General features: G+C 63.9%; 16 protein-coding genes, 1 tRNA gene and 1 pseudogene. 13 read left to right on the plus strand and 5 right to left on the minus strand.

All coding sequences use genetic code 11. From position 1 onward, the window contains the following. Positions 1-167: 167 nt before the first annotated feature. The 7 genes from SPHS8_RS05710 (at position 168) to phoB (ending at position 7,585) form a co-directional block, all read left to right on the plus strand. Complete coding sequence (locus SPHS8_RS05710; protein ID WP_201514632.1) at positions 168-1,421, plus strand: ATP-binding protein; 1,254 nt, start codon at positions 168-170, stop codon at positions 1,419-1,421. Positions 1,422-1,566: 145 nt separating this feature from the next. Beyond that, positions 1,567-2,619, plus strand: a complete 1,053-nt coding sequence (locus SPHS8_RS05715; protein ID WP_201514633.1) for a substrate-binding domain-containing protein — start codon at positions 1,567-1,569, stop codon at positions 2,617-2,619. 9 nt (positions 2,620-2,628) lie between these two features. Next, the gene (pstC, locus tag SPHS8_RS05720) at positions 2,629-4,023 is read left to right on the plus strand and encodes a phosphate ABC transporter permease subunit PstC (protein ID WP_201514634.1); all 1,395 of its coding nucleotides are present in this window, start codon (positions 2,629-2,631) and stop codon (positions 4,021-4,023) included. A gap of 106 nt (positions 4,024-4,129) precedes the next feature. Beyond that, positions 4,130-5,374, plus strand: a complete 1,245-nt coding sequence (gene pstA / locus SPHS8_RS05725; RefSeq protein ID WP_097091995.1) for a phosphate ABC transporter permease PstA — start codon at positions 4,130-4,132, stop codon at positions 5,372-5,374. Positions 5,375-5,379: 5 nt separating this feature from the next. After that, positions 5,380-6,168, plus strand: a complete 789-nt coding sequence (gene pstB / locus SPHS8_RS05730; protein ID WP_028055672.1) for a phosphate ABC transporter ATP-binding protein PstB — start codon at positions 5,380-5,382, stop codon at positions 6,166-6,168. A 17-nt stretch (positions 6,169-6,185) separates the two neighbouring features. Beyond that, complete coding sequence (gene phoU, locus SPHS8_RS05735; protein ID WP_201514635.1) at positions 6,186-6,881, plus strand: phosphate signaling complex protein PhoU; 696 nt, start codon at positions 6,186-6,188, stop codon at positions 6,879-6,881. Between the two features lie 2 nt (positions 6,882-6,883). Continuing rightward, positions 6,884-7,585: a phosphate regulon transcriptional regulator PhoB gene (gene phoB / locus SPHS8_RS05740; protein ID WP_097091997.1), complete on the plus strand. Its 702-nt coding sequence runs from the start codon at positions 6,884-6,886 to the stop codon at positions 7,583-7,585. Between the two features lie 247 nt (positions 7,586-7,832). Here the strand turns inward: phoB and def are convergent, their stop codons facing one another. Both def and recR read right to left on the minus strand, forming a co-directional pair. Next, entirely contained in the window at positions 7,833-8,363 is a 531-nt protein-coding gene (gene def / locus SPHS8_RS05745; RefSeq protein ID WP_097091998.1) for a peptide deformylase, read from the minus strand. A gap of 48 nt (positions 8,364-8,411) precedes the next feature. Further along, positions 8,412-9,008, minus strand: coding sequence for a recombination mediator RecR (gene recR / locus SPHS8_RS05750; RefSeq protein WP_201514636.1), 597 nt, complete (start codon positions 9,006-9,008; stop codon positions 8,412-8,414). Positions 9,009-9,061: 53 nt separating this feature from the next. On the opposite strand from recR, the gene fmt reads away from it, so the two are divergent. Then, positions 9,062-9,970, plus strand: coding sequence for a methionyl-tRNA formyltransferase (gene fmt / locus SPHS8_RS05755; protein ID WP_201514637.1), 909 nt, complete (start codon positions 9,062-9,064; stop codon positions 9,968-9,970). 129 nt (positions 9,971-10,099) lie between these two features. After that, positions 10,100-10,837: a tRNA pseudouridine(38-40) synthase TruA gene (gene truA / locus SPHS8_RS05760; RefSeq protein WP_201514638.1), complete on the plus strand. Its 738-nt coding sequence runs from the start codon at positions 10,100-10,102 to the stop codon at positions 10,835-10,837. 39 nt (positions 10,838-10,876) lie between these two features. Here the strand turns inward: truA and SPHS8_RS05765 are convergent, their stop codons facing one another. After that, entirely contained in the window at positions 10,877-11,596 is a 720-nt protein-coding gene (locus SPHS8_RS05765; protein ID WP_201514639.1) for a queuosine precursor transporter, read from the minus strand. Positions 11,597-11,684: 88 nt separating this feature from the next. On the opposite strand from SPHS8_RS05765, the gene SPHS8_RS05770 reads away from it, so the two are divergent. After that, positions 11,685-11,761, plus strand: a tRNA-Arg gene (locus SPHS8_RS05770). Positions 11,762-11,854: 93 nt separating this feature from the next. On the opposite strand, the gene SPHS8_RS05775 is transcribed toward SPHS8_RS05770, so the two are convergent. Both SPHS8_RS05775 and fsa read right to left on the minus strand, forming a co-directional pair. Beyond that, a complete protein-coding gene (locus tag SPHS8_RS05775) occupies positions 11,855-12,205 on the minus strand; it encodes an antibiotic biosynthesis monooxygenase family protein (RefSeq protein WP_201514640.1) in 351 nt (116 codons plus the stop codon). A 69-nt stretch (positions 12,206-12,274) separates the two neighbouring features. Then, on the minus strand, positions 12,275-12,928 hold the full coding sequence (gene fsa / locus SPHS8_RS05780; RefSeq protein ID WP_097092004.1) for a fructose-6-phosphate aldolase: 654 nt from the start codon (positions 12,926-12,928) through the stop codon (positions 12,275-12,277). Between the two features lie 152 nt (positions 12,929-13,080). On the opposite strand from fsa, the pseudogene SPHS8_RS05785 reads away from it, so the two are divergent. From SPHS8_RS05785 to SPHS8_RS05795, 3 genes and pseudogenes are all read left to right on the plus strand, one after another. Continuing rightward, positions 13,081-13,734: pseudogene (locus tag SPHS8_RS05785) on the plus strand (DUF2490 domain-containing protein). A 45-nt stretch (positions 13,735-13,779) separates the two neighbouring features. Then, entirely contained in the window at positions 13,780-15,951 is a 2,172-nt protein-coding gene (locus SPHS8_RS05790) for a primosomal protein N' (RefSeq protein WP_201514641.1), read from the plus strand. Next, on the plus strand, positions 15,951-16,121 hold the full coding sequence (locus tag SPHS8_RS05795; RefSeq protein ID WP_201514885.1) for a DUF1289 domain-containing protein: 171 nt from the start codon (positions 15,951-15,953) through the stop codon (positions 16,119-16,121). The genes SPHS8_RS05790 and SPHS8_RS05795 overlap by 1 nt, the downstream gene beginning before the upstream one ends. The last annotated feature ends 91 nt before the right edge of the window (positions 16,122-16,212 follow it).

Consider the following 16,212-nt stretch of genomic DNA (forward strand, 5'->3'; position numbering starts at 1 on the left):
AACGTCCCGCTCCGTACCTTCTGCAGGTGCGGAATCGGAAAGATGCTGTCCGGACGATGGCTCTGTCATATCATCCTGATCCGCTATCGCGCTTGCCAAAGCGTAAAGAATCCACGTTATTGCGCCAGCCATTGCAGCAAAGCAGCCAATAATCCAGCACGGTAACCATGAATCGACTGAGCATTTCCCAGATCATCGCCTCGCTGGCCATGCTGTTCCTGGCTACCGGATCGACATTGCTGATGGGCGCGCCCCTGTGGGCCATAGCTCTCCCGGTACTTGCGGGTATCGCCGTCCTCCTTATCACGGCGCAGGGAACGCCGCTTGAACCGGTCCCGCCTTCTTCGGCCGAACAAGCGGCCAATATCGCCGACCACCCGGACTTTGCCGACCTCATGGAGGCGATCACCGACCCGCTGATGCTGATCGAGCGCGGCCGGATCGTCCGCGCCAATCGCGCCGCCCAACGCTTGCTGGGCGCGCATATCGAAGGTGAGGATGCCCGCATAGCCATCCGCCATCCCGCCGCGGCCGAACGGCTTGCGAGCCTCGCTCCCATGTCGGAGGCCATGATGCTCGACCTCGTCGGCCTTGGGACACGCGATCAGCGCTGGCAGATGCGCATCGCGCCGCTCGGCGCTGAAGGTGATATCCGTCGGCTCGTCCATCTTGCAGACCATAGCGGAGCCTATGCAGCGGAAAAGATGCGGGTCGATTTCGTGGCCAATGCCAGCCACGAACTGCGCACCCCGCTCGCGGGCATATTGGGCTTTATCGAGACGCTCGGCGACCCCGACCTTGGCCGCGACAATGATACCCGGCAGCGCTTCCTGAAGATCATGGATGGCGAAGCGCGCCGGATGCAGCGGCTGATCGACGATCTCATTTCCCTCTCCCGGATCGAAGCGGAAAAATATCGGGCGCCTGACAGCCCGATCGATCTGGGGTCATTGGCGGCTGAAGTAGTGGGGGTCTTCCGAACGAGCCATGGCGAGCGGGGCCGGGAGGTGGAACTGGACGTCACCCCCGGCCTGCCGAAAGTCGCCGGAGACCGGCCGCAGTTGTCGCAGCTTCTGCACAACCTGATCGGCAACTCGGTCAAATATGGGAAAGCGGGCACGCCGATCCGCGTGAGCCTGGCCGCAGGACCAAGCGGCATGACCCGCCTGATGGTCGCGGACGAAGGCGAAGGCATCGGCCCCGATCACCTCCCCCGGCTCACCGAACGCTTCTACCGCGTGGACTCGGGCCGCAGCCGCGCCGTGGGCGGCACGGGCCTGGGCCTCGCCATCGTCAAACATATCGTGGAACGACACCGTGGCAGGCTCGACATCACGAGCACGCCCGGCAAAGGGACGACGATCACCGTGCTGCTGCCTCCAATGCCCCTCGAAGAGAAGATATCCGCGTCCAGGCTTTGAAAGAAAATCTGCGATCCGGTGGGCAGACCGGTGGCTATGTCATAAAAGTGCAATTGGATTGTCACAAAGGCGCGACTTACCGCGGCTAAGGCGCCCGCAGGGGGGCGGCGATTGCGAATCGCGGCCTTGATCAAGGAGACTATCCGTGAAGCATTTCGCTCTGATGGCTGCTACCGCAGCAGCCGCTCTTACCCTCGCCGGTTGCGGCGAATCTGGCGGCGGCGCCAGCGCAACGCGCGACCAGATCCGCGCGGTTGGCTCATCCACCGTCTACCCCTTCGCAACGGCCGTCGCCGAGATGTTCGTGCAGGGCAATTCCGGCATGAAGTCGCCCATCATCGAATCGACGGGCACCGGGGGCGGCGTGAAGCTGTTCTGCGCTGGCGTCGGTGCACAATATCCTGACATCGCCAACGCCTCGCGCCGCCTGAAGAAGGCTGAGTTCGAGGATTGCCAGAAGAATGGCGTCAAGGACATCATCGAAATCCAGGTCGGCGTCGACGGCCTCGCCTTCGCTGAATCGAAGGCCGGTCCCGGCTTCAGGCTGACGCCCAAGATCGTCTATGAAGCGCTTGCCGCGAACCCCTATGGCAGGGGCCCGAACAAGGCGGAAACCTGGAAGGACGTCGATCCGAGCCTTCCGGCGACCGCCATCAGCGTCTTCGGCCCGCCATCGACCAGTGGCACGCGCGACTCGCTCGCCGAACTGGTGCTGACCAAGGGCTGCGAAACGGATCCTGCCATGAAGACGCTCAAGGAAAAGAGCGAGGACGAGTTCAAGGCGACCTGCACCCGCGTCCGTGAAGACGGCAAATACGTGGATTCGGGCGAAAACGACAATCTGATCGTCCAGAAGCTCGCCGCCAATCCCAATGCGCTTGGCGTGTTCGGCTTCAGCTATCTTGAAGAAAACAAGGACAAGCTAAAGGACGTGCCGCTCAACGGTGTCGAAGCCACCTATGAAACCGTATCCACCGGCAAATATCCCGGCGCGCGTCCTCTCTACATCTATGTGAAGAAAGCGCACATGACCGCTATCCCAGGTCTTCAGGCTTTCCTCAACAGCTTCGCCGCCAACTGGGGTCCGGGCGGCGCGCTGACGAAGCGTGGCATGGTCGCCGCGCCTGATGATGTGCGCAAGGCGAGCGCGGAAGCGGTCAAGTCGCTGACTGTTCTCGACGGTTCGCAGCTCAAGTAAGCGGAAGACATGACAGGTCCTGCAATCCTCCTGCTGCTGGCGGGCCTTGGCGCGATCGCCTGGGTCAGCGCCCGGGCGCGCGCACTGCGGCTGCAAACCGCAGCGCGCGCCTCGGGCCGCCGCGATGCCGTGCATAGCCTGCCGGGTTATCATGGCTGGTATGTCGCGCTGTGGACGCTAGTCCCGGCGGCGATATTCCTCACCATCTGGGCGAACATCGCGCCTGGGCTCATTACCCAGGATGTGTTGCACAGCCCAGCCGCGCAGGGCCTGCCAGCCGATGATTTCTCGCGCTCGGCGATATTGGGCGAAGCGCGGGCAATCGCGGTGGGATCGCAAGCGGGAGCGTTCAACCCGCTCTCGCAGGGCCTTGTCCAACCCTATAGTGACGCGCTCGACAAATATGGCATGGCTGGCGCGGCGCTGGCCCTGGTGCTGGCCTTTGCCGGGGCCGCCTACGCCTTCACCCGCGTGCGGCCTGATTTCCGGGCACGCACGCGGGTTGAAAGGCTCGTGATGGCCGTATTGCTCATCGCCTCCCTTCTGGCGATCGTCACCACCCTTGGCATCGTCGTATCGCTGCTGTGGCAGAGCCTTCGCTTCTTCTCGATGGTGAACCCGTTCGATTTCCTCTTCGGCACCAAATGGAGCCCGCAGTCCGCGGCGATGGGCTATGGCAATGACGATGCGTTCGGCGCCGTCCCGCTATTCTGGGGCACCATCTTCATCGGCGCGATCATCGCCATGGTCGTCGCTATCCCGCTCGGTCTGATGAGCGCCGTCTATCTCACCCAATATGCCAGCCCCACCGTCCGCAAATGGATGAAGCCCATCCTTGAAGTGCTCGCGGGCGTTCCGACTGTCGTCTACGGCTATTTCGCGGCGCTGACGGTCGCCCCCGCATTGCGCGACCTCGCCGTGGCGATCGGCATTCAGGGTGCCTCTTCGGAAAGCGCGCTTGCCGCTGGCCTCGTCATGGGCGTGATGATCATCCCGTTCGTGTCCTCCATGGCGGACGACAGCATCGCCGCCGTGCCGCAATCCATGCGCGACGGCAGCCTTGCCATGGGCGCGACCACTAGCGAGACGATCCGCCGCGTGCTGATCCCCGCCGCCCTTCCCGGGGTCGTCGGCGGCGTGCTGCTCGCCGTCAGCCGCGCGATCGGCGAGACGATGATCGTTGTCATGGCTGCAGGCCTGGCGGCAAACCTAACCTTGAACCCCTTCGCGAGCGTGACCACCGTCACGACCCAGATCGTGCAGCTGCTGACCGGGGACCAGGAATTCGACAGCGCCAAGACTCTGGCGGCCTTCGCCCTTGGCCTTGTCCTCTTCGTCGTGACCCTGCTGCTCAACATCGTGGCCCTGCGGGTCGTGAAGAAATATCGCGAGGCTTACGAATGAGCCTTCATATCCGTCATCCGTTCGGGCTGAGCTTGTCGAAGCCCTTCACTTCTCGTCCAGAACTGAAGAGCCCTTCGACAGGCTCAGGGCGAACGGGGTCAATATTGTGAACAGCGAACGCCTCCCCACCGACTGGAAGTCGGACGCAATGCGCAAGCGGATCGCCCGCCGCTATGCGTCGGAACGCCGCTTCAAGGCTGCCGGCCTTCTCGCCGTGGCGCTGTCAGCCGCCTTCCTCGCCTTCCTGCTCTTCAGCATGCTCGGCAATGGATTGCGCGGCTTCAGCCAGACGGAAATCGCCGTGAAGATCGACTTCCCGGCCTCTCCCATCCTGCTTGATCCCTCCGCGATCACGGACGAAGCGCTTGCCAACGCCAATCTGCCGATGGTGACGGGGGAGGCTGTGAAGAAGGCGCTGGGCCCGGATGCCGAAGAATGGGTGTCGCCTGCCGCATGGACGGTCGTTCGCGATGCGATCAAGGCCGACCCCGATATTCTCGGCCGCACGGAGACCCTGCGCCTGCCCGCTTCCACCGGAATCGATCTCGCCGCCAAGAGTGACGGCACGGCGGAAGCGGAAGCCGCAGTGGACCGCCTGGAAAAGGCCGGGCTGCTTTCGACCAGCTTCAACAGCGGCTTCCTGACCGGCAGCGACGGTACGGACCCGACGCGTGTCGGCATCTGGGGCGCGTTCAAGGGATCGCTGCTCACCATGCTGGTGACGCTGGTGCTGAGCTTCCCGATCGGCGTTGCGACCGCCGTCTATCTTGAGGAATATGCGCGCAAGAACTGGCTGACCGACATTATCGAAGTGTCGATCAACAATCTCGCGGCCGTCCCCTCGATCATCTTCGGCTTGCTTGGCCTCTCGATCTTCCTCAACTTCCTGCACCTGCCGCGCTCGGCTGCACTGGTCGGCGGCATGACGCTGGCGCTGATGACCATGCCCGTCATCGTCATAGCGGGCCGTAACGCCATCAAGTCGGTGCCGCCCAGCATCCGCGACGCGGCGCTCGGCATCGGCGCAAGCCCGGTCCAGGTGGTCTTCCACCACGTCCTGCCGCTCGCCCTGCCCGGCATCCTCACCGGCACGATCATCGGCATGGCCCGCGCGCTTGGCGAAACCGCGCCGCTGCTGATGATCGGCATGCGCGCCTTCATCGCGACGCCGCCGGGCGGGATCACCGACCCTGCAACGGTTCTCCCGGTGCAGATCTTCCTCTGGTCGGACGAAGTCTCGAAAGGCTTTGTCGAAAAGACCTCCGCCGCCATCATCGTTCTGCTGGTCTTCCTGCTCGCGATGAACGGCCTCGCCATCTACCTGCGCAACAAGTTCGAAAAACGGTGGTAACGATGATGCACGAACCGCAAACACTGGTGCCCGCCACCGAAACCAAGATGACCGCGCGCGACGTGAAGGTCTTCTACGGCGAAAAGCAAGCGATCAAGGGCGTCTCCATCGACGTCGACATGGACAATGTGACGGCTTTCATCGGCCCGTCGGGCTGCGGCAAGTCGACCTTCCTGCGCACGCTCAACCGCATGAACGACACCGTCGCTTCGGCGCGGGTCGAAGGCACGATCACGCTTGATGGCGAAGATATCTACGCCCCGTCGATGGACGTGGTGCAGCTGCGCGCCCGTGTCGGCATGGTCTTTCAGAAGCCCAACCCATTCCCCAAGTCGATCTATGAAAACATTGCCTACGGCCCCCGCATCCATGGCCTGGCGCATGGCAAGGCGGACCTCGACGTCATCGTCGAAAAGTCGCTGCGCCGCGCGGGCCTGTGGGACGAGGTGAAGGACCGCCTGCACGACAGCGGCACCGCGCTTTCGGGCGGCCAGCAGCAGCGCCTGTGCATCGGCCGCGCCATCGCGGTCGAGCCCGAAGTCATCCTGATGGACGAGCCCTGCTCGGCACTCGACCCGATCGCCACCGCCAAGATCGAGGAACTGATCCACGAACTGCGCGGCCGATACGCGATCGTCATCGTCACCCACAACATGCAGCAGGCCGCCCGCGTTTCACAGCGCACCGCCTTCTTCCACCTGGGCGAACTGGTCGAATATGGCGTGACATCGGACATCTTCACCAATCCGCGTCAGGAGCGGACCAAGGACTATATCACCGGACGCTACGGCTGAACCGGGGGAGACGAGACATGGCTGAACATACGATCAAGGCTTTCGACGAGGAAATCGACAAGCTGCGCGGCCTCATCGCCGAAATGGGCGGACGCGCGGAAGCCGCCATCGAGAACGCAATGTTGGCGCTCCAGCGTCAGGACAAGTCGCTCGCCGCGCAAGTCGTCGCCGACGACAAGCGCATCGACGCGATCGAGGCCGAAGTCGAAAAGCTGGTGATTCAGGTCATCGCCCTGCGCGCGCCCATGGCAAACGACCTGCGCGACGTGATCGCCGCGCTCAAGATTGTCGGCGTGGTCGAGCGGATCGGCGACTATGCCAAGAATATCGCCAAGCGCGTACCGCTGATTGCCGCCAACCAGCGCACGCTGGAGCCCGTCTCGCTCCTCCCCTCCATGGGTCAGGTCGCGGCTGAAATGGTGCATGACGCCCTCAATGCCTTCGCCGCGCGTGACGCAGATCTCGCGCTCGCTGTCATCGAGCGCGATACGGTGGTGGACGACTTCTACAACAGCGTCTTCCGCACGCTCGTCACCTTCATGGTCGAAAATCCCAAGACGATCAGCGAGTGCGCGCACCTGCTGTTCGTCGCCAAGAATATCGAACGGATCGGCGACCACGCGACCAATGTCGCCGAGATGGTCTACTACGCCGCGACCGGCCAGACCCTGCCGGATCGCGAGCGCGGCGGCACCCAGCCCCTGGAGGACTGAATATGGCGAGAGCCAAGATGCTTCTGGTTGAAGATGACGCGGCCCTCGCAGAACTTCTGATCTGGCATTTCAAGCGCGAGGATTTCGACGTCGCGCACACCGTCGATGGCGAGGAAGCGCTGCTGCTCGCGCAGGAGAATGTGCCCGACATCGTCCTGCTCGACTGGATGGTCGAAAGCCTGTCAGGCATCGAAGTCTGCCGCCGCCTGCGCCGCATGAACGGGACCGCCAATGTCCCCATCATCATGCTCACCGCGCGCGGCGAGGAAGAAGACCGTGTGCGCGGCCTCGAAACCGGCGCGGACGACTATGTCACCAAGCCTTTCTCTCCCCGCGAACTGGTCGCCCGCGTCGGCGCCGTCCTTCGCCGCGTCCGCCCGGCGCTTGCGGGCGAGACGCTGACTTTCGCGGACGTGGAAATGGACACGGTCGGTCACAAGGTCCGGCGCGGTGGCCAGGTGATCCCGCTCGGCCCCACCGAATTCCGCCTGCTCAAGCATTTCCTGGAGCATCCCGGCTGGGTCTTCTCCCGCGAACGCCTGCTAGATAGCGTATGGGGTCAGGACAGCGATATCGAACTGCGCACCGTCGACGTCCACATCCGCCGCCTGCGCAAGGCGATCAACGCTGATGGCAAATATCGCGACATCATCCGCACGGTCCGATCGGCGGGCTATGCGCTGGATACGGATGGCGTAGGGTAAAAAAGTCAGTTTACTTGTTGGTTCGCACATGTCCCCCCTCCCGCAAGCGGGAGGGGGTCAGGGGGTGGGCCAGCGCGACGTTCGAGTTCGTCGCCAACGGCCAGCCCGGAAGCTCGCTGCGCTCGCGCCCACCCCTAGCCCCTCCCGCTTGCGGGAGGGGCTAGTGAGCTGAAGGTCATCAATATATCAACAGAAAAAGCGCTCCAGCCGTAGAGCCAGAGCGTTTCCGCAACCTTTTAAGGACGCATCAAGCCGCCTTGCGCGCCTTCGTCAGCTTCTTCAGCAGCATGTCGCGCTTCAGCCGCGACAGATGATCTATGAACAGCACGCCCTGCAAATGATCCATCTCATGTTGCAGGCAGGTTGCCAGCAGACCCTCAAGCTGTTCCTCATGGATGCGCCCGTCCCGGTCCATCCAGCTCGCCCGGATCGTCGCGGGGCGCTCGACCTCGGCATATTGGTCAGGCACCGACAGGCAGCCCTCATTGTAAACCGACAGGTCCGCCGAGCCTTCCAGAATCTCGGGATTGATGAACACCATCGGCTTTTTCACCGAGGGTGCCCCCTCCTCGTCCGATTCGGGCTCCTGCAAATCGATCACCAGCACGCGCTTGGGTACGCCGACCTGGATCGCAGCCAGGCCGATGCCGGGGGCGTCGTACATGGTCTCGAACATGTCGTCGATCAGGCGCTGCAGATCGTCATCGATCGCCTCCACCGGAGACGAAATGGTACGCAGGCGCGGATCGGGCGCCTCAAGGATCGGAAGAATGGCCATGTGGTTAAAATAGCCGCAATGGCGGGCTTTTTCAAGCGACCGCCAAGCTCACGAAACGGGACGCCGTGCCCGCAGCGCCTGTGCCAAAGTCCCCTCGTCCAGATAATCAAGCTCGCCGCCCACCGGCACCCCATGGGCCAGCTGCGTCAGCCGCACCGGAAAGCGCTCCAGCCGCTCTGCCAGATAATGCGCCGTCGTCTGCCCCTCCAGCGTCGCGTTCATGGCCAGTACCACCTCGTCGATGCCGCCCGCCTCCACCCGCGCGATCAGGGCGTCGATGGAAAGGTCCTCCGGCCGCACTCCCTCCAGCGCCGATAATCGACCGCCCAGCACATGGAATCGGCCCGGAAACAGCCGCGACTTGTCCAGCGCCCACAGGTCCGCGACATCCTCCACCACGCACATCGCCCGCGCGTCCCGGCGCGGGTCCGCGCAAATGCCGCAAGGGTCTACCGTGTCGACATTGCCGCAAATGCCGCAGGTCACGAGCCGATCGTTCACCGCATCGAGCGCGCGCAGCAGCGGTTCGAGCGCGCTTTCCCGCTTCTTCAGCAAATGCAGCACAGCGCGCCGTGCCGAACGCGGGCCAAGGCCTGGCAGGCGGGACAGCGCCTGCGTCAGCGCATCGATCTCTGGAGAAGCCATGGAACCGAGATAGGGGCTTGCAAGTCCGGGGTCAAAAGAGTTGAGAGGCCACTATGCGCATCATCTACATGGGAACCCCGGATTTCGCCGTCCCCGCCCTCGTCGCGCTGGCCAAGGCTGGGCACGAGGTCGTTGCGGTCTACAGCCAGCCGCCCCGTCCCGCCGGGCGCGGAAAGGCGTTGCGTCCCTCCCCGGTCCAGGCCCGGGCAGAGCAGATGGGCATAGAGGTGCGCACGCCCGTCTCGCTCAAGGACCCGGAGGTGCAATCCGCCTTCGCCGCGTTGAACGCCGATGTCGCTGTGGTGGCCGCCTATGGCCTGATCCTGCCGCGCGCCGTGCTGAATGCGCCCCGCTTTGGTTGCCTCAACATCCACGCGTCGCTCTTGCCCCGCTGGCGCGGCGCAGCTCCCATCCAGCGGGCAATCCTCTCAGGCGACAATGTAACCGGCGTCACGATCATGGACATGGAGGCTGGCCTCGACACCGGCCCGATGCGCGCAAAACATGTGACCCCGATCGAGGACAAGACGGCGGGCACCCTCACTGCCGAACTGGCGCAGGCAGGCGCGGAATTGATGGTGGAGGTACTGGACGACCTCCCCGCACACCCCCCTGTCCCCCAACCGGATGATGGCGTCACCTATGCGGCGAAGATCGACAAGAGCGAGGCGCGCATCGACTTCTCTCGCGACGCCCATCAGGTTGAACGGCAGATCCGCGCCTTCAACCCCATGCCCGGAGCCTTCCTGGAGTATCGCGGAGAACGCTTCCGCATCCTCGCCGCCCATGTCGAGGAGCATGACGGCCAGCCAGGCGAACTCCTCGACAACAGCCTGCTCATCGGCTGCGGTCACGGCGCGATCCGTCCCGCCCTCATCCAGCGCGCAGGCAAGGGCGCCATGTCTCCGGGCGAACTGCTCCGTGGATATGACATGCCCGCTGGGTCGCGCGTCGATGGCTAACGTCGCCTCACCCCCACCCCGTCATCTCAGCGAAAGCTGGGATCTCAGGCCATGTGGCGCTCCCTCTGCCGAGATCCCAGCTTCCGCTGGGATGACGTATGAGAGGATTGAGATCGCGCCACCCCGCTCATGACCCGCTTCGCCTTCACCGTGGAATTTGACGGCCGCCCCTTCATGGGTTGGCAACGGCAATCACATGGCCCCAGCGTCCAGCAGGCGTTGGAGGATGCCATCCACGCAATCACCGGCGAGCGCGCAGTCATTCACGCCGCCGGGCGCACCGATGCAGGCGTCCATGGCCTCGCCATGCGCACCCATGCCGACATCGACAAGCCGATCGCCCCCTTCCGCCTGATGGAAGCGATGAACGCACGCCTGCGGCCGAATCCGGTCGCGATCCTCGCCTGCGAAGTGGTGCCCGATGATTGGCACGCCCGCTTTTCCTGCGTCGGCCGCGCCTATGTCTATCGCATAGCCAACCGCCGCGCGCCGCTGACCTTCGAGGATGGCCTGTGCTGGCGCGTCATCCAGCCGCTCGACGCGAACGCAATGCAGGAAGCCGCCCAGCTCCTCGTCGGCCGCCACGACTTCACCACCTTCCGCTCCGCTCATTGCCAGGCCGAAAGCCCGCTCAAATCGCTCGATCGCCTCGACGTGGCACGGACAGGCGACCGGATCGCCATCCATGCCGAAGCGCGCTCCTTCCTCCACCATCAGGTCCGCTCGATGGTGGGCTGTCTCGCGCTGGTCGGCATGGGCCGCTGGACGATCGACGACATGCGCGCCGCCCGGGATGCGAAGGACCGCGCGGCTCTAGGCCTCAACGCGCCGCCCGATGGCCTGTATTTTGTGCGGGCGGCCTACTAAAATCTCGTCATCCCAGCGAAAGCTGGGATCTCCAGCCCCCTAAAGCTTCGTCCGAAACGGCGTGAAATCCGTCCCCTCATCATAGACGTCCAGCCCCTCGGCGCGCTTCAGGCTGTTCACCACAACATAGGTCAAAGGCGTCAGCACCGCTTCCCATGTCACCTTCATCAGCCAGTTGGTGACCATCACGGTCAGCACCTGCGCATTGCTCCATTCCCCGAAAAAGGCGAGCGGATAGAAGAGCAGGCTGTCCACCCCCTGCCCGACGATCGTCGATCCGATCGTCCGCATCCACAAATGCCTGCCCTGTGTCAGCAGCTTCATCTTGGCAAGTACGAAGCTGTTCGCCAACTCCCCTGCCCAGAATGCCGCAAGCGACGCAAAGACGATGCGCCAGGTATTGCCGAACACCGCCTCATAAGCTGCTTGGTCCGGCCAGCCTTCCGCAGGCGGCAGCTTCACCACCACCCAGCTCATCAGCGCCATGAACAGCATCGCGCCAAAACCCGCCCACACGCATCGCCGCGCACGGGCATAGCCATAGACTTCCGTCAGCACGTCGCCCAGCACATAGCCGAGCGGAAAGAAAAGGATGCCAGCACCGAATGTAAAGCCGCCCACGGTAGACAGCTTGGCCGCTCCGATCAGGTTCGACAGCAGCAATATGGCGACGAACGCCGCGATGAAGAAATCGAAATAGCGCATCGGCCGCTCGCGAAGCGCCTGCGCATCGATTTTCCGAACCCCCAAATCGGTCATGGGGCCCCTGCATATCGGCCTGCCGCGCAATTGCAATGGCAGGCATGATTGCGCGCGGGCACAAGCCCCGCTATCGAAGCGCCGGTGCGGCCCCGTAGCTCAGCTGGATAGAGCATTCGCCTTCTAAGCGAATGGTCACAGGTTCGAATCCTGTCGGGGTCGCCATCCGCTTACAAGCGCCAGCCAAACAGCAGCATCAGCAGCCCGGCGATCAGGATCGCCGCCGCCAGGAACCCCCATCCGAAATCAAGGCCGTTCCTATTCGCCATCGAGCGGACTGTCGTCCGGCCGCGCCCGCATCAGCAGGTCGTCGGTCACCATCATGGTGAAGATCGGGTCGGCGTCCGCTGGCACTTCAGCGATCGCATCGACAAAGGCGGCGCGGGTTTCCGGCTCGTCATAGACCATCTTCCGGTCGAACGCCGCCCGCCAGGTCTCTTCGTCCGGCCATTCCGCATAGCCGACGAAGCGCCCATCCGCGTCGCGATGGAGCCGCGATCCGTAGCTGCCATATTTCTCCCGGATCAGGTCAGTTCCCCGCCGCCATGCCGCGCGGAACTGATCTTCCTTTCCGGGATGCACCCGCCACCAATAAACCGCGACGAACATCGCACCTCTCCTTCAGGGAGAGAATGACGCAGCGGGTCAGAGGTTGCGAGGGGATGCCCCCCGTTGGACTTAAAGAACCGACTGCCCGGTCTTCTCCCAGTCCGCCAGGAACCCCGCGATGCCCTTGTCGGTCAGCACATGGTTGAACAGCGCCTTGATGACCGAAGGCGGCGCCGTCATTACGTCCGCGCCGATCTTCGCGCTTTCCAGCACATGGATCGGGTGGCGCACGCTTGCCACCAAAATTTCCGTGTCGAACGCATAATTGTCGTAGATGAGGCGAATGTCCTCGATCAGCTTCATGCCGTCGAAGCCATTGTCATCATGCCGCCCGACAAAGGGGGAAATGAAGGTCGCGCCCGCCTTCGCCGCCAGCAGCGCCTGGTTGGCGGAGAAACACAGCGTCACGTTCACTTGTACGCCCTCGCTGGTCAGCGCCTTGCAGGTCTTGAGGCCGTCGATCGTCAGCGGCACCTTGATGCAGACATTGTCCGCGATCTTCCGCAGCACGGCGGCTTCCTTCATCATCGTCTCATGGTCGAGAGCGACGACTTCGGCGGAGACGGGGCCGTCGACGATGGCGCAGATTTCCTCGACCACTTCCACGAACTTGCGGCCCGACTTGTGGATCAGCGACGGGTTGGTGGTGACACCGTCCAGCAGGCCAGTGGCGGCCAGGTCGCGGATTTCGTTGGTGTCGGCGGTATCGACGAAGAACTTCATGGGGTCTGCTCCGGGCGGGATGTGCGAATCGGCTCCCCTTTAGCGGCTGATCCCGCCTTTAGCCATTATTGCCAGCGGCAGGCTTTACGGAAACAGCTCCGTAACATTATGACGGCGGCACCTTTCCAAAGGACCGATCGATGCACCGCCATATGCGCCCGCACCACATCAAGGGCGCGCTTCTCCCGTTGGCTGCAGCCTGCGCCACGCCCGCCGCTGCTGCCACCGAAGAGTCGCAAGCCTGGATCACCGAATCATTGGTCGTTACAGCCACCCCAGCCGACACGATCACGCTCGACCTCAGTCAGCGTTTCCGCCGCGACAGCTCCAATGGAGAGCAGCAGACGGCCCGCATCCTCATCGACCATCGCATAGCCAAGGGCGTCCAGATCGGCGGCGGCATCGCCTTCTTCCACTCCGAACCGGAGCAGGAGCTGCGCTTTTTCCAGCAGGCCACCTTTACGCGCGGCATCTTCCTCGCCCGCACCCGGATGGAGCAACGCTTCTTCGACACGGCCGACCGGCCAAGCTGACGGCTTCGTCAGAGGGTTCAGGCGTCCATTCCCCTCGGCTCATCAAAGGCCCCTACCCTCATCGCCGCGACGGAATTCTTCTTCCACCTCAACCGCGCGAAGCCCAGCGACAAGACCGGCCTTGCCGTCATGCGCCAGCAGGTCGGCATGCGCCAGCCGCTCGGCAGATCGCTGGACGCGCAGCTGCTCTACATGCGGCAACAGACCTTCCGCGACAACGCACCCGACGCCGTCGCCCATATCCCCTGGCTCACCCTCAGCTGGAAAATCTGAACGCGCCGCCTTGCCTCCCGCCCTTGAGGCGATAGGGAGAGGCGGATGAGTTCGCGCGCCCGTGTCATCTTGCTGAACGCCGCCCTTGGGCCGCTCGACTATCGCGTGCCGCACGGCATGACCGTGCAGCCCGGCAGCATCATCGTCGCCCCGCTCGGCCCCCGTCAGCTTATCGGCGTGGTGTGGGAAGAGGATAGCTTCCCCGATGTCGAAAGCGTCGGCGACAACCGCCTGCGCAACATCGTGGGGCCAGTCGACGCGCCTCCGATCCCCGAAACCCTCCGCCGCCTGATCGAGTGGACGGCGGACTATTATCTCGCGCCCATCGCATCGGTGCTGCGCATGACGCTGGCGTCCATGTCGGCGCTGGAGGGCGCGCGCACCGTCATCGAATATCGCGCCACTGGCGACCTGCCCGACCGCATGACTGATCAGCGCACCCAGGCGATGGACCGGATCGGCGAGCGGCAGGGCCTGATCCGCGAACTGGCGCTGATCGGCGGCGTCAGCGACGCCGTCATCCGTGGACTGGTAAAAGCAGGCGCGTTTGAAGCGGTCGAAGTCAGCATCGACACCCCCTTCCCCCGCCCGGACCCGGATCATGCGCCGCCGCAGCTATCCGACGGACAGGCCAGCGCCGCAACCGAGTTCGTGAACGCGGTACGCCAACGCGGCTTCGCCCCTTTCCTGCTCGACGGCGTCACCGGCTCGGGCAAGACCGAAGTCTATTTCGAAGCCATCGCCGCCGCCATTCGCGAAGGCCGTCAGGTCCTCGTCCTCCTGCCCGAGATCGCGTTGACCGAGCCTTTCCTCGAACGGTTCGAAAAGCGCTTCGGCACGGTGCCCATCAGCTGGCACAGCGGCCTGCGCCAATCCGAACGCCGCCGCGCATGGCGCGCCATCGCTTCGGGTGAAGCGGCAGTCGTCGTCGGTGCCCGCTCCGCCCTGTTCCTGCCCTATCCCAATCTCGGCCTCATCGTCGTCGATGAAGCGCATGAGGCCAGCTTCAAGCAGGAAGACGGCGTCCATTACCACGCCCGGGACGTCGCAGTGATGCGCGGGCTCATGGAAAAATTCCCGGTCATCCTCGCGTCGGCCACCCCCGCCATCGAAACGCGGCATCAGGTCGAACTTGGCCGCTATCGCGAAATCAAGCTGCCCGCCCGTTTCGGCGGCGCGGAAATGCCTGGCATAGAGGGCATCAACCTCCTCACCGACCCGCCGGAACGCGGCCGCTGGATCGCCCCGCCCCTCATCAAGGCGATCGACGAGACGATGGAGAAGGGCGAACAGAGCCTCCTCTTCCTCAATCGCCGGGGCTATGCGCCGCTGACGCTGTGCCGCCATTGCGGTTATCGCTTCCAGTGCCCCAATTGCACCGCCTGGATGGTCGAACATCGCCTGACCAAGCGCCTCGCCTGCCATCATTGCGGCCATGTCATCCCCTCGCCCCGCTTCTGCCCGGAGTGCAAGGAAGAGGACAGCCTGGTCGCCTGCGGCCCCGGCGTCGAACGCATCGCGGACGAGGTGAAGGCGCTCTGGCCACAGGCGCGCACCGCCATCGTCACATCGGACACGCTCTGGTCGCCAGCCAAGGCCGCCGAGTTCGTGAAGTCGGTGGAGGCGGGCGCGGTCGACATCATCATCGGCACGCAACTGGTGACGAAGGGCTATCATTTCCCCAACCTCACCTTCGTAGGCGTTATCGACGCAGACCTTGGCCTTGAAGGCGGCGACCTGCGCGCATCCGAGCGCACTTTTCAACAGATCGTCCAGGTCGCTGGCCGCGCGGGCCGTGGACAAAAGCCCGGCCGCGTCTTCATCCAGACCCGCATGCCCGAAGCCGAAGTCATCAAGGCGCTGATCGCGGGCGATTCGGAACGCTTCTACGAAGTGGAGACGGAGAACCGCCGCCGCGCCAACGCCCCGCCCTTCGGCCGCTTCGCCGCCATCATCATCTCCAGCGAGGATGCCGATGAAGCCGCCCAGGTCGCCCGCCTGATCGGCAAGTCCGCCCCGCCGATCGACGGCATGCGCGTCTACGGCCCCGCGCCCGCGCCCCTCTCCGTCCTGCGCGGCCGCCACCGCCACCGCCTGCTGATCCACGCCAGCCGCCAGATCGACGTGCAGGCGGCAATCCGTGAGTGGCTGGACAACATCACTTGGAAATCAGGAACGCGCGTCGCCGTGGATGTCGATCCCTACAGCTTCATGTGATGGAGACCCCCTGCGTCAACATCTGCAAGCTGGACAAAGCAGGCCGCTTCTGCACCGGCTGCGGCCGCACAACCGAAGAAATCGCGCGCTGGCGCGGCATGAGCAAGGCGCAGCGGCAGGCGATCATGGAGCGGCTGAAACGATCGCGTGACGAACGCAATGAGCGATGACTTTTCATGACCATTTGCGGACGCCAAAGAGATTATTATCTGATCGCTAAAGCTGCCGTTAGTCAATCATGGTTAGCTTATTGCGATGAGA

It is taken from the genome of Sphingobium sp. S6, from assembly GCF_905120495.1.
Classification (GTDB): domain Bacteria; phylum Pseudomonadota; class Alphaproteobacteria; order Sphingomonadales; family Sphingomonadaceae; genus Sphingobium; species Sphingobium agri.